General features: G+C 68.1%; 29 protein-coding genes. All 29 read right to left on the reverse strand.

Going from position 1 to position 18,614, the window contains the following annotated elements; translation table 11 throughout:
• Window position 1 precedes the first annotated feature (1 nt).
• The 29 genes from HMPREF0063_RS10345 to HMPREF0063_RS15825 all read right to left on the reverse strand — a co-directional run bounded on the left by HMPREF0063_RS10345 (window position 2) and on the right by HMPREF0063_RS15825 (window position 18,614).
• A complete protein-coding gene (locus HMPREF0063_RS10345; protein WP_007078615.1) occupies window positions 2-565 on the reverse strand; it encodes an adenylate kinase in 564 nt (187 codons plus the stop codon).
• Entirely contained in the window at window positions 562-1,869 is a 1,308-nt protein-coding gene (gene secY, locus HMPREF0063_RS10350) for a preprotein translocase subunit SecY (protein ID WP_007078616.1), read from the reverse strand. The genes HMPREF0063_RS10345 and secY overlap by 4 nt, the downstream gene beginning before the upstream one ends.
• Before the next feature lie 131 nt (window positions 1,870-2,000).
• Window positions 2,001-2,441 (reverse strand): 50S ribosomal protein L15, encoded by a 441-nt coding sequence (gene rplO, locus HMPREF0063_RS10355; protein ID WP_007078617.1) that lies wholly within the window; start codon window positions 2,439-2,441, stop codon window positions 2,001-2,003.
• 1 nt (window position 2,442) lies between these two features.
• Window positions 2,443-2,625: a 50S ribosomal protein L30 gene (gene rpmD / locus HMPREF0063_RS10360; RefSeq protein ID WP_007078618.1), complete on the reverse strand. Its 183-nt coding sequence runs from the start codon at window positions 2,623-2,625 to the stop codon at window positions 2,443-2,445.
• Complete coding sequence (rpsE, locus tag HMPREF0063_RS10365; RefSeq protein ID WP_007078619.1) at window positions 2,625-3,224, reverse strand: 30S ribosomal protein S5; 600 nt, start codon at window positions 3,222-3,224, stop codon at window positions 2,625-2,627. Before rpsE ends, rpmD begins: the two co-directional genes overlap by 1 nt.
• Window positions 3,225-3,282: 58 nt before the next feature.
• Entirely contained in the window at window positions 3,283-3,666 is a 384-nt protein-coding gene (gene rplR, locus HMPREF0063_RS10370; RefSeq protein WP_040320774.1) for a 50S ribosomal protein L18, read from the reverse strand.
• Window positions 3,666-4,208 carry a 50S ribosomal protein L6 gene (gene rplF, locus HMPREF0063_RS10375; RefSeq protein WP_007078621.1) on the reverse strand — a complete coding sequence of 181 codons (543 nt, stop codon included), beginning with the start codon at window positions 4,206-4,208 and terminating at the stop codon, window positions 3,666-3,668. The genes rplR and rplF overlap by 1 nt, the downstream gene beginning before the upstream one ends.
• 16 nt (window positions 4,209-4,224) lie before the next feature.
• A complete protein-coding gene (rpsH, locus tag HMPREF0063_RS10380) occupies window positions 4,225-4,632 on the reverse strand; it encodes a 30S ribosomal protein S8 (protein ID WP_007078622.1) in 408 nt (135 codons plus the stop codon).
• An 87-nt stretch (window positions 4,633-4,719) separates the two neighbouring features.
• The gene (locus HMPREF0063_RS10385; RefSeq protein ID WP_007078623.1) at window positions 4,720-4,905 is read right to left on the reverse strand and encodes a type Z 30S ribosomal protein S14; all 186 of its coding nucleotides are present in this window, start codon (window positions 4,903-4,905) and stop codon (window positions 4,720-4,722) included.
• Window position 4,906: 1 nt separating this feature from the next.
• Window positions 4,907-5,470 (reverse strand): 50S ribosomal protein L5, encoded by a 564-nt coding sequence (gene rplE, locus HMPREF0063_RS10390; protein WP_007078624.1) that lies wholly within the window; start codon window positions 5,468-5,470, stop codon window positions 4,907-4,909.
• Between the two features lie 2 nt (window positions 5,471-5,472).
• Entirely contained in the window at window positions 5,473-5,844 is a 372-nt protein-coding gene (gene rplX / locus HMPREF0063_RS10395) for a 50S ribosomal protein L24 (protein WP_007078625.1), read from the reverse strand.
• The gene (gene rplN, locus HMPREF0063_RS10400) at window positions 5,844-6,212 is read right to left on the reverse strand and encodes a 50S ribosomal protein L14 (protein WP_007078626.1); all 369 of its coding nucleotides are present in this window, start codon (window positions 6,210-6,212) and stop codon (window positions 5,844-5,846) included. Before rplN ends, rplX begins: the two co-directional genes overlap by 1 nt.
• A 10-nt stretch (window positions 6,213-6,222) precedes the next feature.
• Complete coding sequence (rpsQ, locus tag HMPREF0063_RS10405) at window positions 6,223-6,531, reverse strand: 30S ribosomal protein S17 (RefSeq protein WP_007078627.1); 309 nt, start codon at window positions 6,529-6,531, stop codon at window positions 6,223-6,225.
• Window positions 6,528-6,767, reverse strand: coding sequence for a 50S ribosomal protein L29 (rpmC, locus tag HMPREF0063_RS10410; protein WP_007078628.1), 240 nt, complete (start codon window positions 6,765-6,767; stop codon window positions 6,528-6,530). The genes rpsQ and rpmC overlap by 4 nt, the downstream gene beginning before the upstream one ends.
• Entirely contained in the window at window positions 6,767-7,189 is a 423-nt protein-coding gene (rplP, locus tag HMPREF0063_RS10415) for a 50S ribosomal protein L16 (protein ID WP_007078629.1), read from the reverse strand. Before rplP ends, rpmC begins: the two co-directional genes overlap by 1 nt.
• Complete coding sequence (gene rpsC, locus HMPREF0063_RS10420) at window positions 7,189-8,019, reverse strand: 30S ribosomal protein S3 (RefSeq protein ID WP_007078630.1); 831 nt, start codon at window positions 8,017-8,019, stop codon at window positions 7,189-7,191. Before rpsC ends, rplP begins: the two co-directional genes overlap by 1 nt.
• Window positions 8,019-8,435, reverse strand: a complete 417-nt coding sequence (gene rplV / locus HMPREF0063_RS10425) for a 50S ribosomal protein L22 (protein WP_007078631.1) — start codon at window positions 8,433-8,435, stop codon at window positions 8,019-8,021. Before rplV ends, rpsC begins: the two co-directional genes overlap by 1 nt.
• Window positions 8,432-8,713 carry a 30S ribosomal protein S19 gene (gene rpsS, locus HMPREF0063_RS10430; RefSeq protein WP_007078632.1) on the reverse strand — a complete coding sequence of 94 codons (282 nt, stop codon included), beginning with the start codon at window positions 8,711-8,713 and terminating at the stop codon, window positions 8,432-8,434. The genes rplV and rpsS overlap by 4 nt, the downstream gene beginning before the upstream one ends.
• A gap of 17 nt (window positions 8,714-8,730) precedes the next feature.
• Window positions 8,731-9,558 carry a 50S ribosomal protein L2 gene (rplB, locus tag HMPREF0063_RS10435; RefSeq protein WP_007078633.1) on the reverse strand — a complete coding sequence of 276 codons (828 nt, stop codon included), beginning with the start codon at window positions 9,556-9,558 and terminating at the stop codon, window positions 8,731-8,733.
• A gap of 13 nt (window positions 9,559-9,571) precedes the next feature.
• Complete coding sequence (gene rplW / locus HMPREF0063_RS10440; RefSeq protein WP_040320239.1) at window positions 9,572-9,874, reverse strand: 50S ribosomal protein L23; 303 nt, start codon at window positions 9,872-9,874, stop codon at window positions 9,572-9,574.
• A gap of 2 nt (window positions 9,875-9,876) precedes the next feature.
• Window positions 9,877-10,848, reverse strand: a complete 972-nt coding sequence (gene rplD, locus HMPREF0063_RS10445; RefSeq protein ID WP_007078635.1) for a 50S ribosomal protein L4, sunset domain variant — start codon at window positions 10,846-10,848, stop codon at window positions 9,877-9,879.
• A gap of 1 nt (window position 10,849) precedes the next feature.
• Window positions 10,850-11,518 carry a 50S ribosomal protein L3 gene (gene rplC, locus HMPREF0063_RS10450; protein ID WP_007078636.1) on the reverse strand — a complete coding sequence of 223 codons (669 nt, stop codon included), beginning with the start codon at window positions 11,516-11,518 and terminating at the stop codon, window positions 10,850-10,852.
• A gap of 16 nt (window positions 11,519-11,534) precedes the next feature.
• Window positions 11,535-11,843: a 30S ribosomal protein S10 gene (gene rpsJ / locus HMPREF0063_RS10455; protein WP_007078637.1), complete on the reverse strand. Its 309-nt coding sequence runs from the start codon at window positions 11,841-11,843 to the stop codon at window positions 11,535-11,537.
• Window positions 11,844-12,299: 456 nt separating this feature from the next.
• Window positions 12,300-13,214: a cation diffusion facilitator family transporter gene (locus HMPREF0063_RS10460; protein WP_007078638.1), complete on the reverse strand. Its 915-nt coding sequence runs from the start codon at window positions 13,212-13,214 to the stop codon at window positions 12,300-12,302.
• A 151-nt stretch (window positions 13,215-13,365) separates the two neighbouring features.
• Window positions 13,366-14,559, reverse strand: a complete 1,194-nt coding sequence (gene tuf / locus HMPREF0063_RS10465; protein WP_007078639.1) for an elongation factor Tu — start codon at window positions 14,557-14,559, stop codon at window positions 13,366-13,368.
• A 100-nt stretch (window positions 14,560-14,659) separates the two neighbouring features.
• On the reverse strand, window positions 14,660-16,771 hold the full coding sequence (gene fusA, locus HMPREF0063_RS10470) for an elongation factor G (protein WP_007078640.1): 2,112 nt from the start codon (window positions 16,769-16,771) through the stop codon (window positions 14,660-14,662).
• Between the two features lie 57 nt (window positions 16,772-16,828).
• Window positions 16,829-17,299: a 30S ribosomal protein S7 gene (gene rpsG / locus HMPREF0063_RS10475; protein ID WP_007078641.1), complete on the reverse strand. Its 471-nt coding sequence runs from the start codon at window positions 17,297-17,299 to the stop codon at window positions 16,829-16,831.
• Window positions 17,299-17,673: a 30S ribosomal protein S12 gene (gene rpsL, locus HMPREF0063_RS10480; RefSeq protein WP_007078642.1), complete on the reverse strand. Its 375-nt coding sequence runs from the start codon at window positions 17,671-17,673 to the stop codon at window positions 17,299-17,301. The genes rpsG and rpsL overlap by 1 nt, the downstream gene beginning before the upstream one ends.
• 236 nt (window positions 17,674-17,909) lie before the next feature.
• The gene (locus HMPREF0063_RS15825) at window positions 17,910-18,614 is read right to left on the reverse strand and encodes a maleylpyruvate isomerase family mycothiol-dependent enzyme (protein WP_169309978.1); all 705 of its coding nucleotides are present in this window, start codon (window positions 18,612-18,614) and stop codon (window positions 17,910-17,912) included.

An 18,614-nucleotide genomic window follows, 5' to 3' on the forward strand; every position in this document is an offset into this window, starting at 1 on the left:
GTCAGAGATCGAGCGCGGCAGTGATCCGGGCGGCGATCTCGTCGACGTCACCGACGCCGTCGATCTCGCGCAGCAGGCCACGCTCGCCGTACACCGCGAGCAGCGGCGCCGTCTCGGCGGCGTAGACCTCCTGGCGGTGCCGGATGACCTCTTCGGTGTCGTCGGCCCGTCCGCTGGTCTCGGCCCGCTTCAGCAGGCGGCCGATGAGCTCCTCGGGGTCCACCACGAGCGCCACGACCGCGTCGAGGCTGGAGTCGAGCTCGGCGAGGATGCCGTCGAGCGTCTCGACCTGGTCGACCGTGCGGGGGTAGCCGTCCAGGACGAAGCCGCTGCGGGCGTCCTCCTGGGCCAACCGGTCCCGCACCATCGCGTTGGTGACCTCGTCGGGGACGTACTCACCGGCGTCCATGTACTGCTGGGCGGTCCGGCCGAGCTCGGTCTGCTCCGCGACGTTGGCACGGAAGATGTCACCGGTGGAGACGTGCGCCCCACCGATCGCCTCGGCCAGGCCGACGGCCTGGGTCCCCTTGCCCGCACCGGGCGGGCCCATGATGAGCAGTCTCATGAACGCAGGAACCCTTCGTAGTTGCGCTGCTGCAGCTGGCTCTCGATCTGCTGCACCGTCGACAGGCCGACGCCCACGATGATGAGGATCGTCGTGCCGCCGAACGGGAAGTTCTGGCTGGCGCCCAGCAGGGCGATGGCGAACATCGGGATCAGGGCGATGAGGCCGAGGTAGAGCGCGCCCGCCGCGGTGATGCGCGAGAGCACGTAGCCCAGGTACTCCTGGGTCGGCCGGCCCGCACGGATGCCGGGGATGAACCCGCCGTACTTCTTCATGTTGTCGGCGACCTCCTCGGGGTTGAAGGTGATCGACACGTAGAAGTACGTGAAGAACACGATCAGCGCGAAGAAGGTGACCATGTAGAGCGGACTGTCGCCCACGACGAAGTTGTCGGTGATCCAGAGCGCCCACGAGGTGCCCTCGTTGAACTGCGCCAGGAGGGCCGGCAGGTACATGAGGCTCGAGGCGAAGATGACCGGGATGATGCCGGCCTGGTTGACCTTGAGCGGGATGTAGGTGGAGGAGCCGCCGAACATCCGGCGACCGACCATGCGCTTGGCGTACTGCACCGGGATCCGGCGCTGGGCCTGCTCGATGAAGATGACGCCCGCCACGACCACGAGGCCCACCGCCAGCACCAGGAAGAACGTCGCCAGGCCGTTGGTCTGACGGATCGCCCACATGGCCCCTGGGAAGGTCGCGACGACCTGGGTGAAGATCATGATCGACATGCCGTTGCCGACACCGCGATCGGTGATGAGCTCGCCGAACCACATGATCATCGCGGTGCCCGCGACCATGATCAGCACGATCAGCAGGAACGACAGGATGCTGTCGGGACGGTAGAGCAGGTCGAGGTTGCACGCGCCGCCGAAGAGCTGACCGCTGCGGGCGAGCGCCACGATGCCGGTGGCCTGCAGGATCGCCAGACCGAGCGTCAGGTAGCGGGTGTACTGGGTGATCTTCGCCTGACCGCTCTGACCCTCCTTCTTCAGCGCCTCGAGCCGCGGGATGACCACGACGAGCAGCTGCAGGATGATGCTGGCGGTGATGTACGGCATGATGCCGAGCGCGAAGACCGTGAGCTGCAGCAGCGCGCCGCCGGAGAACACGTTGATGAGCGAGAACAGACTGCTGTTCTCACCCTGCGACGCCAGGTCGATGCAGGTCTGGACGTTCGGCACGTTGATGCCCGGCGCCGGGGTCTGCGACCCGAGGCGGAACAGCACCACGATGCCGAGGACGAACAGGATCTTGCGGCGTAGGTCCGGTGTTCGGAACGCGTTGACGAAGGCGCTGAGCACCGAAGTCCTCCCTCGGCCCCTCTCGGGGATGTCGTCTGGATGTAGGAGTGGCAACAGCCGAAGGCGACTCTAACAGTCGCCCCCGGCTGTCAGGGGCCCAGCCGAACGGCACCGGGCTCCCTGCGGTGGGTTCAGCGCTCGGTGGCGCTGCCCCCGGCTGCTTCGATCTTGGACTTCGCGCTGGCCGAGAACTTGTCGGCGGTGACCTGGACGGCCACACCGATCTCGCCGCCGCCGAGCACCTTGACCGGGTGGCCCTTGCGGACCGCGCCGGCCGCGACGAGCGCGTCGACGTCGATCGACCCGCCGTCCGGGAACAGCGCCTCGATGCGATCGACGTTCACGGCCTGGTACTCCACGCGGAACGGGTTCTTGAACCCCTTCAGCTTGGGCAGACGCATGTGCAACGGCACCTGTCCGCCCTCGAAGCCCTGGGAGACCTGGTAGCGGGCCTTGGTGCCCTTGGTTCCTCGACCCGCGGTCTTGCCCTTGGAGGCCTCACCGCGACCCACGCGGGTCTTGGCGGTCTTGGCTCCCGGGGCGGGACGCAGGTGATGCAGCTTGAGTGTCATGTCACTCCACCTCTTCGAAGGTCACGAGATGCGGGATGGTCTCGACCATGCCGCGCAGCTCGGGGCGATCTTCCTTGACGACGACGTCACCGATCCGCTTCAGGCCCAGCGAACGCAGGGTGTTGCGCTGGTTCTGGGGACGGCCGATGCCGGACTTGACCTGGGTCACCTTGAGACTGGCCATCAGACACCTGCCTCGGACGGGGAGGGCTGGTAGCCCTCGGCGCCGGCCTTGATGAGGGCCGCCGGGGCGACCTCCTCGACGGTCAGGCCGCGACGCTGCGCGACCTGCTCGGGCGACTCCAGCAGACGGAGCGCCTCGACCGTGGCGTGGACGATGTTGATCGCGTTGGACGAGCCGAGCGACTTGCTCAGCACGTCGTGGATGCCGGCCGCCTCGAGCACCGCGCGCACCGGGCCACCGGCGATGACGCCGGTACCGGGCGATGCCGGACGCAGGAAGACGACGCCGGCCGCCTTCTCGCCCTGCACCGGGTGCGGGATGGTGCCCTGGATGCGGGGGACGCGGAAGAAGTTCTTCTTCGCCTCCTCCACACCCTTGGAGATCGCCGTGGGGACCTCCTTGGCCTTGCCGTAGCCGACGCCGACCTGACCGTCGCCGTCGCCCACGATCACCAGGGCAGTGAAGCTGAAGCGCCGACCACCCTTGACGACCTTGGCGACACGGTTGATCGTGACGACCTTCTCGATGTAGTTGGACTTCTCGGCGCCGCGATCGCCTCCGCGACCGCGACCTCCGCCGCCCGCTCGACGTGCGCTCATGCGGCACTCTCCAGGATCTCGTTGGCCAGGGTCTGGCTCTGCTTGTCGGTGTGGGTCATCAGAACTCCAGTCCGCCCTCGCGGGCGCCGTCGGCCAGGGCCGCGACACGACCGGCGTACTTGTTGCCCGCCCGGTCGAAGACGACGCTCTCGATGCCGGCCGCCTTGGCCCGGTCGGCCACGAGCTCGCCGACGCGCTTGGCCTTGGTGGTCTTGTCGCCGTCGGCCGACCGCAGGTCGGCCTCCATGGTCGACGCCGAGACGAGCGTGCGGCCCTCCAGGTCGTTGACGACCTGGGCGACCATGTGCTTGCTCGAACGGGTGACGACCAGACGGGGACGCTCGGCCGAACCGGCGATCTTCTTGCGACCGCGGATCTGGCGACGCAGCCGCGAGGCGGTGCGACCCTTGGTGGTCTTGTTGTGCCTGATGGAGATGGCCATCACTTACCAGCCTTTCCGGCCTTGCGCAGGACGCGCTCGCCGGCGTAACGAACGCCCTTGCCCTTGTACGGCTCGGGCTTGCGGATCTTGCGGATGTTCGCGGCGACCTCACCGACGGCCTGCTTGTCGATGCCGATCACGCTGAACTTGGTCGGGGACTCCACCGCGAAGGTGATGCCCGCGGGGGCCTCCACCGGCACGGGGTGGCTGAAGCCGAGCGCGAACTCCAGGGCCGTGGGGCCCTTGGCGACGACGCGGTAGCCGACGCCGACGATCTCGAGCTTCTTCTCGTAGCCCTCGGTGACACCGATGACCATGTTGTTGATGAGCGTGCGGCTCAGGCCGTGCAGGGCCTTGCTGCGACGCTCGTCGTCGGGGCGCTCCACCGCGAGGGCACCGTCGTCGGTCCTGCTGACGACGATGGGCTCGGCCACGGTGTGCGCGAGCTCGCCCTTGGGTCCCTTGACGCGGACGTCCTGACCCTCGATCGAGACCTCGACACCTGCGGGAACGGCGACGGGAATCTTGCCGATGCGTGACATGTCTACCCTTCCGTTCTCACCAGACGTAGGCGAGGACTTCCCCACCCACGCCCTTGTTGTTGGCCTGACGGTCCGTCAGGAGGCCCTGGCTCGTGGAGATGATCGCCACGCCGAGGCCGCCGAGGACCTTGGGCAGGTTGGTGGACTTGGCGTACACCCGCAGGCCGGGCTTGCTGATGCGGCGGATGCCGGCGATCGAGCGCTCACGGTGCGGGCCGTACTTCAGCGTCACGGTGAGGGTCTTGCTGACCTCACCCTCGGCCGGGTCGGTCACGACGAAGTCGGTGATGTAGCCCTCCTGCTTGAGCAGCTGGACCACGCCCTCCTTCAGCTTGCTGTACGGCGCGCTCACGGAGTCGTGGTACGCCTGGTTGCCGTTGCGGATCCGCGTCAGCAGATCCGCGATCGGGTCGGTCATCGTCATTGCGTGTGTTCCGTTCTCGCCGTGGTTTCGGTCTTCGTGCTCGGGTTCCGAGTGGGAAGGGACCTGCGGCGTATCAGTGGTGGTGGGTTACCAGGAGCTCTTGGTGACGCCCGGCAGCTCGCCGCGGTGGGCCATCTCGCGCAGGCAGATCCGGCACAGGCCGAACTTGCGGTAGACCGACTGCGAGCGGCCGCACCGCTGGCAGCGGGTGTACCCGCGGACCGCGAACTTGGGCTTGCGCGCGGCCTTGACCCTCAGACCAGTCTTCGCCATCTCAGTTCTCCTTGTAGGGGAACCCGAGCAGCTTCAGCAGCGCGCGTCCCTCGTCGTCGGTGGTGGCGGTCGTGACGACCGTGATGTCCATGCCGCGTGACCGATCGATCTTGTCCTGGTCGATCTCGTGGAACATGACCTGCTCGGTGAGGCCGAACGTGTAGTTGCCGCGACCGTCGAACTGCTGGGGGCTGAGCCCCCGGAAGTCGCGGATGCGGGGCAGGGCCAGCGTCAGCAGCCGGTCGAGGAACTCCCACATGCGGTCGCCGCGCAGCGTGACGTGCGCGCCGATCGGCATGCCCTCACGCAGCTTGAACTGCGCGATGGACTTGCGGGCCTTGGTGACCTGGGGCTTCTGGCCGGTGATGGCCGTCAGGTCCTTCAGGGCACCCTCGATGAGCTTGCCGTCACGGGCCGCCTCGCCGACGCCCATGTTGACGACGATCTTGGTCAGGCCCGGGACCTGCATGACGTTGCCGTACTGGAACTGCTCACGCAGCGCCGGCACGATCTCGCCGCGGTACTTGTCCTTGAGGCGCGGGATCTGGGTGGTCTCGGTGGCCATGCTCAGATCTCCTCTCCGGTCTTGCGGGCGATGCGCACGCTGCGGTGCGCGGGATAGGTCGAACCGTCGGGACGGGTCTTGGTGATCTCGTCGCGGCGGAAGCCGATGCGGGTCGTGGTCTTGCCGTCGGTGCCGTCCGCCACGAGCATCACGTTGGAGACGTGGATCGGGGCCTCGACGGTGATGATGCCGCCGGAGTTGACGCCACCGGCCGCGGAGGCGCGGGTGTGCTTCTTGACCCGGTTGACGCCCTCGACGATGACCCGGTCGGCCTCGGCGAGGACCTCGATGACCTTGCCCTCGACGCCCTTGTCGTTGCCGGCGATGACCTTGACCTGGTCGCCCTTGCGGATGGTGAGGTTCTTCTTGGTCATCACAGCACCTCCGGCGCCAACGAGATGATGCGCATGAACTTCTTGTCGCGAAGCTCGCGCCCGACCGGACCGAAGATGCGCGTTCCGCGCGGATCTCCGTCGGCCTTGAGGATGACGGCCGCGTTCTCGTCGAACTTGATGTAGGAACCGTCGGGACGACGGCGCTCCTTCACGGTCCGCACGACGACGGCCTTGACGACCTCGCCCTTCTTGACGTTGCCGCCGGGGATGGCGTCCTTCACGGTGGCCACGATGGTGTCACCGATGCCGGCGTAGCGCCGGCCCGAGCCACCGAGCACACGGATGCACAGGATTTCCTTCGCACCGGTGTTGTCGGCGACCTTGAGTCGCGATTCCTGCTGAATCATCGGATATCTCCTACTTGGCCTTCTCGACGACCTCGACGAGACGCCAACGCTTGGTGGCCGAGAGCGGACGCGTCTCCATCAGGATGACGCGGTCGCCGATGCCAGCCGAGTTGGTCTCGTCGTGGGCCTTGAGCTTCATGTTGCGGCGCAGCACCTTGCCGTACAGGGGGTGCTTGATGCGGTCCTCGACGTTGACGACGATGGTCTTGTCCATCTTGTCGCTCACGACCAGGCCCTCGCGCATCTTGCGGGCGCCGCGCTCTGCGGGGGACTGCTCCGCCGGGTTCTGGGGGTTCACTGCCTCGTCCTTCGTGCTCATGCATCCACCTCGGCTGAGTCGTCGGTGGACTCGATGATGCCGAGCTCTCGCTCACGCAGCACCGTGTAGATGCGGGCGATGTCCTTGCGGACGGTGCGCAGTCGCGCGGTCTCGACGAGCTGACCGGTGGCGTTCTGGAAACGCAGGTTGAACAGCTCGGCCTTCGCGTCCTTCAGCTTCTCGGCCAGGTCGTCGGCGGTGAGGCTGCGGAGGTCCGCAGCGGTGATCTGAGCCATCAGATGCCTCCTTCGGTCTCACGCGAGACGAAGCGTGCCTTCATCGGCAGCTTGTGGATCGCGAGCCGCGCGGACTCGCGGGCGGTGGCCTCGTCGACGCCGGACAGCTCGAACATCACGCGTCCGGGCTTGACGTTGGCGACCCACCACTCCGGCGAGCCCTTGCCCGAACCCATGCGGGTCTCGGCAGGCTTCTTGGTCAGGGGGCGGTCCGGGTAGATGTTGATCCAGACCTTGCCGCCACGCTTCATGTGACGCGTCATGGCGATACGGGCGGACTCGATCTGACGGTTGGTCACGTAGTGACCCTCGACCGCCTGGATGCCGTAGTCGCCGAAGGCCAGCGTGGTGCCGCCCTTGGCCATGCCCCGTCGGTTGGGGTGGTGCTGCTTGCGGTACTTGACCCGCCGTGGCATCAGCATCAGCTCTGCCCTCCTTCAGGTGCGGCCGCGGCGACGGCCTCGGCCGGAGCCGCGGTCGCCGGTGCGGCGTTCTCGGTGGTGGCGTCGGTCGGGGCGCCGTCACGGGCCGGACGGCGGGCTCCGCCGTCACGTCCGCCACGGGCCGGACGCCGGGCGCCGGGCGCTGCCGCACGCTTGGCCGCCTCGGCCTCACGCTCGGCGCGGGTGCCGGCGACCTCGCCCTTGTAGATCCAGACCTTGACGCCGATGCGGCCGAAGGTGGTCTTGGCCTCGTAGAAGCCGTAGTCGACGTCGGCACGCAGGGTGTGCAGCGGCACGCGGCCCTCGCGGTAGAACTCCGAGCGGCTCATCTCGGCGCCGCCGAGACGACCCGAGCACTGGATCCGGATGCCCTTGGCGCCCGAACGCATCGTGGTCTGCATCGCCTTGCGCATCGCGCGACGGAACTGCACACGACCGCTGAGCTGCTCCGCGACGCCCTGGGCGACGAGCTGCGCATCCATCTCGGGCTGCTTGACCTCGAGGATGTTCAGCTGCACCTGCTTGCCGGTGAGCTTCTCGAGGTCACCGCGGATGCGGTCGGCCTCGGCGCCACGGCGGCCGATGACGATGCCGGGGCGAGCGGTGTGGATGTCGACCCGCACGCGGTCACGCGTGCGCTCGATCTCCACGCGGCTGATGCCGGCGCGATCCATGCCCTTGGTGAGGAGCTTGCGGATCTTGACGTCCTCGCCCACGTAGCTGCTGTAGAGCTTGTCGGCGTACCAGCGGCTCTTGTGGTCGGTGGAGATGCCGAGTCGGAACCCGTGCGGGTTGATCTTCTGTCCCACTATCGGGCCCCGCCCTTCTTCTCGGTGACCGGCGTGACGACGACGGTCAGGTGGCTGGTGCGCTTGAGGATGCGGTTGGCCGCACCCTTGGCGCGGGGGCGCCAACGCTTCATGGTGGGGCCCTCGTCGACCATCACCTGGCTGATCACCAGGCTGGAGCGGTCGAGGTCCTCGGTGGTCTCGGCGTTGGCCGCGGCCGAGTCGACCAGCTTGTAGAAGTTCTCGGCCACGGCCTGCGGCGCGAACTTCAAGGTGGCCAGGGCCGTCTCGACCGACTCGCCACGGATCAGGTCGGCGATGCGCCGGGCCTTCTGCGGGGTGACCCGCACGAAGCGGGCGACCGCGAACGAACCGGGCTCGTCGCCGAGCAGACGCTCGCGACGTGCGGTGACGGAGGTACGGGTGGTGGCGCTCATCGACGCTTCGCCTTTCGGTCGTCCTTCTCATGACCACGGAACGTGCGGGTCGGGGCGAACTCGCCCAGCTTGTGACCCACCATCGAGTCGGTGATGAACACCGGCACGTGCTTGCGGCCGTCGTGCACGGCGATCGTGTGTCCGATGAAGGACGGCAGGATCATCGAGCGACGCGACCAGGTCTTGATCACGGTGTGGGTCTCGGCGGCGTTCTGCGCGTCGACCTTCTTCTCGAGGTGCCCGTCGACGAACGGGCCCTTCTTCAAACTGCGGGGCATCTGGTTACCAATCCTTCTCAGCGGCCGGACTTGCGGCGGCGGACGATCATCTGGTCGCTGGCCTTGCGCTTGCGCGTCCGGCCTTCGGGCTTGCCCCACGGCGAGACCGGGTGACGGCCACCGGAGGTCTTGCCCTCGCCACCACCGTGCGGGTGGTCGATCGGGTTCATGGCGACACCGCGGACGGTCGGGCGCTTGCCCTTCCAGCGGTTGCGGCCGGCCTTGCCCCAGTTGATGTTGGACTGCTCGGCGTTGCCGACCTCGCCGATCGACGCGCGGCAGCGCACGTCGACGTAGCGCATCTCGCCGGACGGCAGACGCAGCTGCGCGCGGGTGCCCTCCTTGGCGACGAGCTGGGTCTTCACTCCGGCCGAGCGACCCATCTTGGCGCCACCACCGGGGCGGAGCTCGATGCAGTGGATCGTGGTGCCCACCGGGATGTTGCGCAGCGGCAGGTTGTTGCCGGGCTTGATGTCGGCCCCGACGCCGGACTCGATCGCCTGGCCCTGCTTGATGCCGTCGGGCGCGATGATGTACCGCTTCTCACCGTCGGCGTAGTGCAGCAGGGCGATGCGGGCGGTGCGGTTGGGGTCGTACTCGATGTGAGCGACCTTGGCCGGCACGCCGTCCTTGTCGTAGCGCTTGAAGTCGATGACCCGGTACGCGCGCTTGTGACCGCCACCCTGGTGACGGGTGGTGATCCGACCCTGGTTGTTGCGGCCACCCTTCTTGGGCAGCGGCTCCACCAGGGACTTCTCCGGCGTGGTGCGGGTGATCTCGGCGAAGTCGGCCACCGAGGAGCCACGACGGCCCGGGGTGGTCGGCTTGTACTTGCGAATTGCCATGTCTGCTCAGTCCTCAGCTCGGGCTCGAGAAGATGTCGATGCTCTGACCGGCAGCCACGCTGACGATCGCTCGCTTGGAGTCCTTGCGCTTGCCCATCCCGTTGCGGGTGCGGCGCGTCTTGCCCTTGCGATTGAGCGTGTTCACTGCGGTGACCTTGACGCCGAAGATCGACTCGACGGCGATCTTGATCTCGGTCTTGTTCGCGTCCGGGTGCACCTCGAAGGTGTACTTGTTGTCCTCGATCAGGCCGTAGCTCTTCTCGCTGACGATCGGGGCGATCAGGACGTCGCGCGGATCCTTGTTCAGGGTGCTCATGTTCACTCTCCGGCCTTCTCGAACCCGGCGGCGGCGGCGGACTCCTCGGAGTCGAACCAGACCTCGGCGACCGTCTGGTCGTACCAGGGGCTGTCGGGGGTGTGGAACTTCATCGAGTCGGCGTTGCCCTTGATCTCGTGACCCTTGGGCGCGTTGCCGCTCTTGAGGGGCGCCTTCGAACCCGGGCCGTACGGCTGGGTCTTGGTCGCGCCACCGGTCTCGGCCTCGGCCGTCTCGGCGGGCGCGGCCGCCACCTTCGCGGGCTCCGCCTTCTTGGCAGCCGGCTTCTTGGCAGCCGGCTTCTTCGGGGCAGGAGCCGCGTCGGCCTCGACCGCGGCGGCGCTGAGCTTGACGGTCTCCGCACCCTCGGCCGAACGGGCCGCCACGAAGCCGTCGAAGGCCTCGCGGGTGAAGATCAGGTCGTCGCTCTTGAGCACGTCGTAGGTGTTGAGCTGGTCGAACGGCAGGATCACGACGTCGGCGACGTTGCGCAGGCTCTTGGCCGTGACGACGTCCTCACGGGTGACCGCGACGAGCACCCGGGGGCGCAGCGTGATCGACCGCAGGGTGGCGACGGCGTCCTTGGTGGACGGGGCGGCCGCACTGACGAACGCGTCGACGACGTGCAACCGGCCCGAGCGGGCGCGGTCGCTGAGGGCTCCGCGCAGCGCGGCGGCCTTCATCTTCTTGGGCGTGCGCTGGTCGTAGTTGCGCGGCGTCGGGCCGTGCACCACGCCACCACCGTTGTACTGGGGCGCGCGGATCGAGCCCTGACGGGCGCGACCGGTGCCCTTCTGGCGGTACGGCTTCTTGCCGCCGCCGCGGACCTCGCCGCGCGACTTGGTGTCGTGCGTGCCCTGGCGCGCCGCGGCGAGCTGGGCGACGACGACCTGGTGGATCAACGGGATGTTGACCTGGGTACCGAAGATGTCGACCGGCAGGTCGACGTCGATGGTCGTGGCGTTCGGTGCCATGTCAGGCTCCCTTCGCGATGCGCTTGGCCGCACTGCGGATCACGACGAGCTGGCCCTTGGGCCCGGGGACGGCACCCTTGATGAGGATGACGCCCTTCTCGAGGTCGACCGCGTGGACGGTGAGGTTCTGGGTGGTGACCTGGTCGGTGCCCATGTGGCCGGCCATCCGCAGACCCTTGAAGACGCGACCCGGGGTGGCGCAGCCACCGATCGAGCCGGGCTTGCGGTGGTTGCGGTGCGCGCCGTGCGAGGCGCCGACGCCGTGGAAGCCGTGACGCTTCATGACGCCCGCGAAGCCCTTGCCCTTGGACGTGCCGGTGACGTCGACGACGTCGCCCGCGGCGAAGATCTCGGGCGAGATCTCCTGGCCGAGGGTGTAGTCGGCGATGGCCTCGGTGCGGATCTCGACGACGTGGCGGCGCGGCGTGACGCCGGCCTTGTCGAAGTGACCGGACTGCGGCTTGTTGACCTTGCGTCCGTCGATCTCGCCGAAGCCGAGCTGGACGGCGCTGTAGCCGTCGGTCTCACGCGTGCGGATCTGGGTGACGACGTTGGTGTCGGCGGCGATGACCGTGACCGGGACGACGCGGTTGTCCGCGTCCCAGACCTGGGTCATGCCGAGCTTGCGGCCGAGGAGGCCGCGGGCGGTGGCAGTGGAACTGGTGCTCATTGGTCGCTGACTCCCCTCAGAGCTTGATCTCGATGTCGACGCCGGCCGGCAGGTCGAGTCGCATGAGCGAGTCGACCGTCTTGGGCGTCGGGTCAATGATGTCGATGAGCCGCTTGTGGGTGCGCATCTCGAAGTGCTCGCGGCTGTCCTTGTACTTGTGGGGCGAACGGATCACGCAGAACACGTTCTTCTCCGTCGGGAGGGGCACCGGGCCAGCAACCTTCGCACCCGTACGGGTGACCGTGTCCACGATCTTGCGAGCCGAGGTGTCGATCACCTCGTGGTCGTAGGCCTTGAGCCGGATACGGATCTTTTGTCCCGCCATGCTCTCGTCGTCCTTCTGTCGTCGTTCCGCTTCGCGTCCCCCGGCTCCGGGTCGGAGCGGTTCGGCTGCGCCGGTCCCACGCTCCCCGAGGTCGGGCGTGTCGCACTGCGCTCGCGCGCGGACAACGCTCAGCTCTCGAATTGGGTGGTTGGGCCCCCTGTGCCTGCCAGCCTGACGAGGTGCCGGGCGACGGGCGTTCGGAGGGCCGGGACGAACCTCAGGTTCGGCGCGCTCGTGACTTCCGGCGTGAGTTCCGGACCAGCGCGCCCCAGCGGTTCGGCCGGAGCAACCGCACTAGTCTGACAGAACCCGGGCGCATACGCCAAATCGAGTCCCTCCCCTCCCCCTCAGGGCGGTGGATCCGCGACCGAATGGCCTCCCCGGGCCCCGGCAGGTGCAGGACGGACCGAATGACGCCGCTTTCGGTCGCGTACCCACCGCCCACGCCGGAGGGGCTCAGTGGTGGGCGCCGGCCTCGGACTGGGCGTGACCGATCGGTTCGAGCTGGAAGGTCGAGTGCTCGACGTCGAAGTGGTCTGACAGGCAGGCCGACAGGCGGTCGAGGATCCCGTGTGCCTCCGCCAGGTCCGTGACGGTGTCCTCCACCACGATGTGCGCGCTCATCACCGGCATGCCGGACGTGATCGTCCAGACGTGCAGGTCGTGGACGTCGGCGACCCCGTCGATGCCGAGGATGTGCGCCCTCAGCTCGGCGAGGTCGACGTGCGCCGGAGAACCCTCCAGCAGGACGCCGGCCACCTCGCGCAACAGCGAGAGCGCCCGCGGCACGATCATCACGGCGATCAGCAGCGACGCGACGGCGTCGGCCGCGTACCAGCCGGTGACGGCGATGACGGCGGCGGAGGCGATGACCGCGACCGACCCGAGCGCGTCGCCCAGCACCTCCAGGTAGGCGCCGCGCACGTTGAGGCTCTCCTTGGAGCCCGCTCTCAACAGCTGCAGGCCGATCAGGTTGACCACGAGGCCGACGACTCCGGCCGCGAGCACCGGCGTCGCCTCGATGGTCGGAGCGTCCCCGAGCCGGCCCACCGCGCTGACGACGACCCAGCCGGCCACCCCGAGCAGGAGCAGTCCGTTGGCTCCCGCGGCCAGCACCTCGGTGCGGTGGTACCCGAACGTGCGGCGGGACCCGGGCGCCCCACCGAGCTGGGCGACCGTGATGGCCGCCAGGGCGAGCACCAGACCGATCGAGTCGCTCAGCATGTGCCCGGCGTCGGCCAGCAGCGCCAGGCTGCCGGTGATCACCGCGACCACCGCCTGCAGCACCAGGACGCTCAGCGTGAGTCCGAGCACGACCAGCAACCGACCGCGGTGCTGCATCCCCGTGCCGTGCGTGTGGTCGTGGCCCATGGGACGAGCCTAGGCACCCGGTGCGTCCGGGGCGAGCGCGTGTCCGCCAAAGGGACGCCCACGACAACCGTTCCCGCCACCCGGGAACGACAGCACCCCCGGGCCCTGACGGGACCGGGGGTGCTGTGCTGCAGTGCTGGGTGGTGTCAGATCACTTGTTGATCTTGGTGACACGACCGGCGCCGACGGTACGGCCGCCCTCGCGGATGGCGAAGCGCAGGCCCTCCTCCATGGCGATCGGCTGGATCAGCTCGACCGACATCTCGGTGTTGTCGCCGGGCATGACCATCTCGGTGCCCTCGGGCAGCGTGACGACGCCGGTGACGTCCGTGGTGCGGAAGTAGAACTGCGGACGGTAGTTGTTGAAGAACGGCGTGTGACGGCCACCCTCCTCCTTGGACAGGATGTACGCCTGGCCCTCGAACTCCGTGTGCGGCGTCGTGGTGCCCGGCTTGATGACGACCATGCCGCGCTCGACGTCCTCGCGCTTGGTGCCACGCAGGAGCAGTCCGACGTTCTCGCCGGCCTGGCCCTCGTCGAGCAGCTTGCGGAACATCTCGACACCGGTGACGGTCGACTTCTGGGCGGTCTCGCGGATGCCGATGATCTCGACCTCCTCGTTGACCTTGACGACACCGCGCTCGATGCGGCCGGTGATGACGGTGCCACGACCGGTGATCGTGAAGACGTCCTCGACGGGCATGAGGAACGGCTTCTCGGTCTCGCGGGGAGGCATCGGGATGTAGTCGTCGACCGCCTGCATGAGCTCCAGGATCGACTTGCCCCACTTCTCGTCACCCTGCAGCGCGGGGTGAGCGGCGACCTTGACGACGGGGACGTTGTCGCCGTCGAAGTCCTGGTCGCTGAGCAGCTCGCGGACCTCCATCTCGACGAGCTCGAGGATCTCCTCGTCGTCGACCATGTCGCACTTGTTGAGCGCCACGACCATGGCCGGCACGCCGACCTGCTTGGCCAGCAGCACGTGCTCACGCGTCTGGGGCATGGGGCCGTCGGTGGCGGCGACCACGAGGATCGCGCCGTCCATCTGGGCCGCACCGGTGATCATGTTCTTCACGTAGTCGGCGTGCCCGGGGCAGTCGACGTGCGCGTAGTGACGGCTCTCGGTCTGGTACTCGACGTGAGCGATCGAGATCGTGATGCCGCGCTGGCGCTCCTCGGGAGCCTTGTCGATCTGGTCGAAGGCCGAGGCCTCGTTGAGATCGGGGTACGCGTCATGCAGCACCTTGGTGATCGCCGCGGTCAAGGTCGTCTTGCCGTGGTCGATGTGACCGATGGTGCCGATGTTCATGTGCGGCTTGGTCCGCTCGAACTTCGCCTTAGCCACGGGGGCTCCTCCTGGTTGATTGGTGCTGGTGAAAGCTGGGTGAACAAAGCCGTCGGGTCCCTACGGGAACCTCAGGACACCTTAGTGGATGGCCGCGAACCTACTCGCCGCGGGCCTTCTTGATGATCTCCTCGGCGACGGCCTTGGGGACCTCGGCGTAGGAGTCGAACTGCATCGAGTATGACGCACGGCCCGAGGTCTTGGACCGCAGGTCGCCGACGTAGCCGAACATCTCCGACAGGGGCACGATCGCCTTGACGAGCTTGGCGCCGCCGTAGCCCTCCTCCATCGCCTGGACCTGGCCGCGACGGGAGTTGAGGTCGCCGATCACGTCGCCCATGTAGTCCTCGGGGGTCGTGACCTCGACGGCGAAGACGGGCTCCAGCAGGACCGGCTCGGCCTTGCGAGCGGCCTCCTTGAACGCCATCGAGCCGGCGAGCTTGAACGCCAGCTCCGAGGAGTCGACGTCGTGGTAGGCGCCGTCCTCGAGCGTGACCTTCACGTCGACCATCTGGTAGCCGGCGAGGACACCGAACTGCATGGCGTCCTGCGCGCCGGCGTCGACCGACGGGATGTACTCGCGCGGGACGCGACCGCCGGTGACCTCGTTGGAGAACTCGTAGCCGCCCTCGCCGCCGCTCAGCGGACCGGTCGGCGCGATGCCGATGATCACCTTGGCGAACTGGCCCGAACCACCGGTCTGCTTCTTGTGCGTGTAGCTGTGACCGGTGACGGTCTTCTTGATCGTCTCGCGGTAGGCGACCTGAGGCTTGCCGACGTTCGCCTCGACGTTGAACTCGCGCTTCATGCGGTCGACCAGGATGTCGAGGTGGAGCTCGCCCATGCCGGCGATGATCGTCTGCCCGGTCTCCTCGTCGGTGTGCACCTGGAAGGTCGGGTCCTCCTCGGCGAGCCGCTGGATGGCGGTGCCGAGCTTCTCCTGGTCGCTCTTGGTCTTGGGCTCGATCGCGACCTGGATGACCGGGTCGGGGAACGTCATGGACTCCAGGACGATCTGGTTCTGCGGATCGGCCAGGGTCTCGCCCGTGGTGGTGTCCTTCAGACCCATGACGGCGACGATCTGACCGGCGCCGACCGACGCGATCTCGGCCCGCTTGTTGGCGTGCATCTGGTAGATCTTGCCGATGCGCTCCTTGCGGCCCTTGGTCACGTTGATGACCGTGCTGCCGGCCTCGAGTCGACCGGAGTAGACGCGCAGGTAGGTGAGCTTGCCCAGGTGCGGGTCGGACGCGATCTTGAACGCGAGGGCCGCGAACGGCGCGCTCTCGTTCGGCTCGCGGGTGTCGCTGACCGTCTCGTCGCGGGGGTCCAGACCGGTGATGGCACCGACGTCGATCGGCGAGGGCAGGAAGTCGATGACCGCGTCGAGCAGCGGCTGCACGCCCTTGTTCTTGAACGCGGTGCCGCACAGGACCGGGTTGAGCAGGGCCGCCAGCGTGGCGCGACGGATCGCGGCCTTCAGCACGTCGACACCGATCTCGGCACCGTCGAGGAACAGCTCGGCGATCTCGTCGTCGACGTCCGACAGGGTCTCGAGCATCGACTCGCGGGCCTCGGCGGCCTCGTCGGCCAGGTCGGCCGGGATCTCCTCGATGGCGTAGTCCTCGCCGATGGCGGTCTCGCCGCGCCACACCAGGGCGCGCATGCCGATCAGGTCGACGACACCGATGAAGTCACCCTCGGCACCGATCGGCACCTGCAGGACCAGCGCGGTGGCGCCGAGGCGCTCGCGGATGGTCTTGACGCAGTAGTCGAAACTGGCGCCCGTGCGGTCGAGCTTGTTGACGAAGCACATGCGCGGCACGCCGTACTTGTCGGCCTGACGCCACACCGTCTCGGACTGCGGCTCGACACCGGCGACACCGTCGAACACCGCGACCGCGCCGTCGAGGACGCGCAGGTTGCGCTCGACCTCGACGGTGAAGTCGACGTGCCCGGGGGTGTCGATGATGTTGATCTGGTTGTCCTTCCACCAGCAGGTGGTGGCGGCGGACGTGATGGTGATGCCGCGCTCCTGCTCCTGCTCCATCCAGTCCATCGTGGCGCCGCCGTCGTGGACCTCACCGATCTTGTAGTTGATACCGGTGTAGAACAGGATCCGCTCGGTCGTCGTCGTCTTGCCGGCGTCGATGTGCGCCATGATGCCGATGTTGCGGACGCGGTTGAGATCGGTGGTGATGTCAGTTGCCATGAAGAGCGGCGCTACTTTCCGTCAGAATTCCAGGGGGTTCGGCTCAGGAGGCCGAGGTCACCAGCGGTAGTGGGCGAAGGCGCGGTTGGCCTCGGCCATCTTGTGGGTGTCCTCGCGCTTCTTGACGGCCCCGCCGAGGCCGTTGCTGGCGTCGAGGAGCTCGTTCTGCAGGCGCTCGGCCATCGTCTTCTCGCGACGCTCGCTGGAGTACTTGACCAGCCACCGCAGGGCGAGGGTCGTCTGACGGGCCGGACGCACCTCGATCGGCACCTGGTAGGTGGCGCCACCGACACGGCGGCTCTTGACCTCGAGGCTGGGCTTGACGTTGTCGAGCGCACGCTTGAGCGTGATGACCGGGTCGGTGCCCGACTTCTCGCGGGTGCCCTCCAGCGCCGAGTACACGATGCGCTGAGCGGTCTGCTTCTTGCCGTCGACGAGGATCTTGTTGATCAGCATCGTCACGAGCTGGTTGCTGTAGACCGGGTCGGTCTCGGGGATCCGCTTGATCGCGGGGCCTTTGCGGGGCATCAGCTCTTCTCCTTCTTCGCGCCGTAGCGGCTGCGAGCCTGCTTGCGACCCTTGACACCCTGGGTGTCGAGCGAGCCACGGATGATCTTGTAGCGGACACCCGGAAGGTCCTTCACGCGGCCGCCGCGCACGAGCACGATCGAGTGCTCCTGCAGGTTGTGGCCCTCGCCGGGGATGTAGGCCGTGACCTCGGTACCGCTGGAGAGCTTCACACGGGCCACCTTGCGGAGCGCGGAGTTCGGCTTCTTCGGGGTCGTCGTGTACACGCGGGTGCACACGCCACGGCGCTGGGGCGAACCCTTCAGCGCGGGCGTGTTGCTCTTGACCGCCTTGGACTGGCGACCCTTGCGGACCAACTGGTTGATCGTGGGCACTACGTACTTCCTTCTGCTGGCGTGGCGCGGATGTCCTACGAGGATGCTGCGGGACCGGAACGGTCGGTGGCGGTGCGTCCTGCGGATCCAGCGGGATCGGGAGCGCGCACCATGCACCGGGACGAGTTCCGCGCCGCGCGCACTTCACACGGGCGGTACCCGAGGGCACAGCGACCAAGACTACCGGCTGGACGGAGGACGGTCAAAACCGGGCGGGCGGCCTCGTCGCCCGGCCGTCAGGGAACCGTCGGTCCCGCGAGCAGGGCGGCTCCGGCCTCGCCGTCCACCTCGAGCCGGTCGTGCGGCCAACGGTTCCACAGGCCCAGGTAGAGGGCCTCCGCCGTGCCGCGGATCTCCGCGTCGTGCGGGGTCCCCGGCGCGTCGTAGGCCAGCACCGGCGGCGCGTGCAGCCCGCTGCCCGGTTCGAGCAGCCAGGTCCGGCCGACGTCGGTGGCGGTGATCCGCACCCGTCCCTGCAGGTCGGGCCGCCGGCCCCGGGCGGTCATCCGGGGGAAGAACACGGTGAGGACCTCGTCGACCCCGTCGGCGGCCAGCACCGGCGCCACCGGCCATCCACCGCCGTCCATGCCCAGGGCCTGGGCCACGTCGACGCTGTGCACGGTGGTCTCGTGCAGCTGTCGCCGCGGCCAGAAGGCGGCCCGCTCCCGGATCAGGGAGAAGTTGGGCGTGGGCTCGTCCGGGTGCACCGCCTGCAGCACGGCCAGCAGGGCCGAGGCGACAGCGGCGTACCACTCCGACACCGGCTCGGTCACGACGACGTCGGCCGGCTGGTCCACCCGTTGCCCCGACATCACGGTCGCCGCGGCCCACCGGTGCACGGTTCCGAGGTGGCGGGTCAGGTCGGCCACCGTCCAGCCCGGGCACGCGGGCACCTGCTCGGTGCCGAAGGCGGCGTCGCTGAGCTCGGCGTACCGGGTCAT

The sequence above is a fragment of the Aeromicrobium marinum DSM 15272 genome, assembly GCF_000160775.2.
Lineage (GTDB): Bacteria > Actinomycetota > Actinomycetes > Propionibacteriales > Nocardioidaceae > Aeromicrobium > Aeromicrobium marinum.

Coding starts and splice junctions, on each gene's coding strand:
- rpsS (WP_007078632.1), bottom strand. CDS start 8,713: ATGCCCCGCAGTTTGAAGAAGGGCCCGTTCGTCGACGGGCACCTCGAG.
- rplB (WP_007078633.1), bottom strand. CDS start 9,558: ATGGCAATTCGCAAGTACAAGCCGACCACCCCGGGCCGTCGTGGCTCC.
- HMPREF0063_RS15825 (WP_169309978.1), bottom strand. CDS start 18,614: ATGACCCGGTACGCCGAGCTCAGCGACGCCGCCTTCGGCACCGAGCAG.
- rpsH (WP_007078622.1), bottom strand. CDS start 4,632: ATGACGATGACCGACCCGATCGCGGATCTGCTGACGCGGATCCGCAAC.
- rpsE (WP_007078619.1), bottom strand. CDS start 3,224: ATGAGCGCACGTCGAGCGGGCGGCGGAGGTCGCGGTCGCGGAGGCGAT.
- HMPREF0063_RS10385 (WP_007078623.1), bottom strand. CDS start 4,905: ATGGCGAAGACTGGTCTGAGGGTCAAGGCCGCGCGCAAGCCCAAGTTC.
- rpsQ (WP_007078627.1), bottom strand. CDS start 6,531: ATGAGCACGAAGGACGAGGCAGTGAACCCCCAGAACCCGGCGGAGCAG.
- rplP (WP_007078629.1), bottom strand. CDS start 7,189: ATGCTGATGCCACGGCGGGTCAAGTACCGCAAGCAGCACCACCCCAAC.
- HMPREF0063_RS10345 (WP_007078615.1), bottom strand. CDS start 565: ATGAGACTGCTCATCATGGGCCCGCCCGGTGCGGGCAAGGGGACCCAG.
- rplX (WP_007078625.1), bottom strand. CDS start 5,844: ATGACCAAGAAGAACCTCACCATCCGCAAGGGCGACCAGGTCAAGGTC.
- rplF (WP_007078621.1), bottom strand. CDS start 4,208: ATGTCACGCATCGGCAAGATTCCCGTCGCCGTTCCCGCAGGTGTCGAG.
- rpmD (WP_007078618.1), bottom strand. CDS start 2,625: ATGGCCAGTCTCAAGGTGACCCAGGTCAAGTCCGGCATCGGCCGTCCC.
- rplR (WP_040320774.1), bottom strand. CDS start 3,666: ATGGCCATCTCCATCAGGCACAACAAGACCACCAAGGGTCGCACCGCC.
- rplD (WP_007078635.1), bottom strand. CDS start 10,848: ATGGCACCGAACGCCACGACCATCGACGTCGACCTGCCGGTCGACATC.
- rplV (WP_007078631.1), bottom strand. CDS start 8,435: ATGAGCGCCACCACCCGTACCTCCGTCACCGCACGTCGCGAGCGTCTG.
- rplE (WP_007078624.1), bottom strand. CDS start 5,470: ATGGCCACCGAGACCACCCAGATCCCGCGCCTCAAGGACAAGTACCGC.
- rpsJ (WP_007078637.1), bottom strand. CDS start 11,843: ATGGCGGGACAAAAGATCCGTATCCGGCTCAAGGCCTACGACCACGAG.
- rplN (WP_007078626.1), bottom strand. CDS start 6,212: ATGATTCAGCAGGAATCGCGACTCAAGGTCGCCGACAACACCGGTGCG.
- rplW (WP_040320239.1), bottom strand. CDS start 9,874: ATGAGCACCCTGAACAAGGATCCGCGCGACGTCCTGATCGCCCCGATC.
- rplC (WP_007078636.1), bottom strand. CDS start 11,518: ATGAGCACCAGTTCCACTGCCACCGCCCGCGGCCTCCTCGGCCGCAAG.
- rpmC (WP_007078628.1), bottom strand. CDS start 6,767: ATGGCTCAGATCACCGCTGCGGACCTCCGCAGCCTCACCGCCGACGAC.
- rplO (WP_007078617.1), bottom strand. CDS start 2,441: ATGACACTCAAGCTGCATCACCTGCGTCCCGCCCCGGGAGCCAAGACC.
- rpsG (WP_007078641.1), bottom strand. CDS start 17,299: ATGCCCCGCAAAGGCCCCGCGATCAAGCGGATCCCCGAGACCGACCCG.
- fusA (WP_007078640.1), bottom strand. CDS start 16,771: ATGGCAACTGACATCACCACCGATCTCAACCGCGTCCGCAACATCGGC.
- HMPREF0063_RS10460 (WP_007078638.1), bottom strand. CDS start 13,214: ATGGGCCACGACCACACGCACGGCACGGGGATGCAGCACCGCGGTCGG.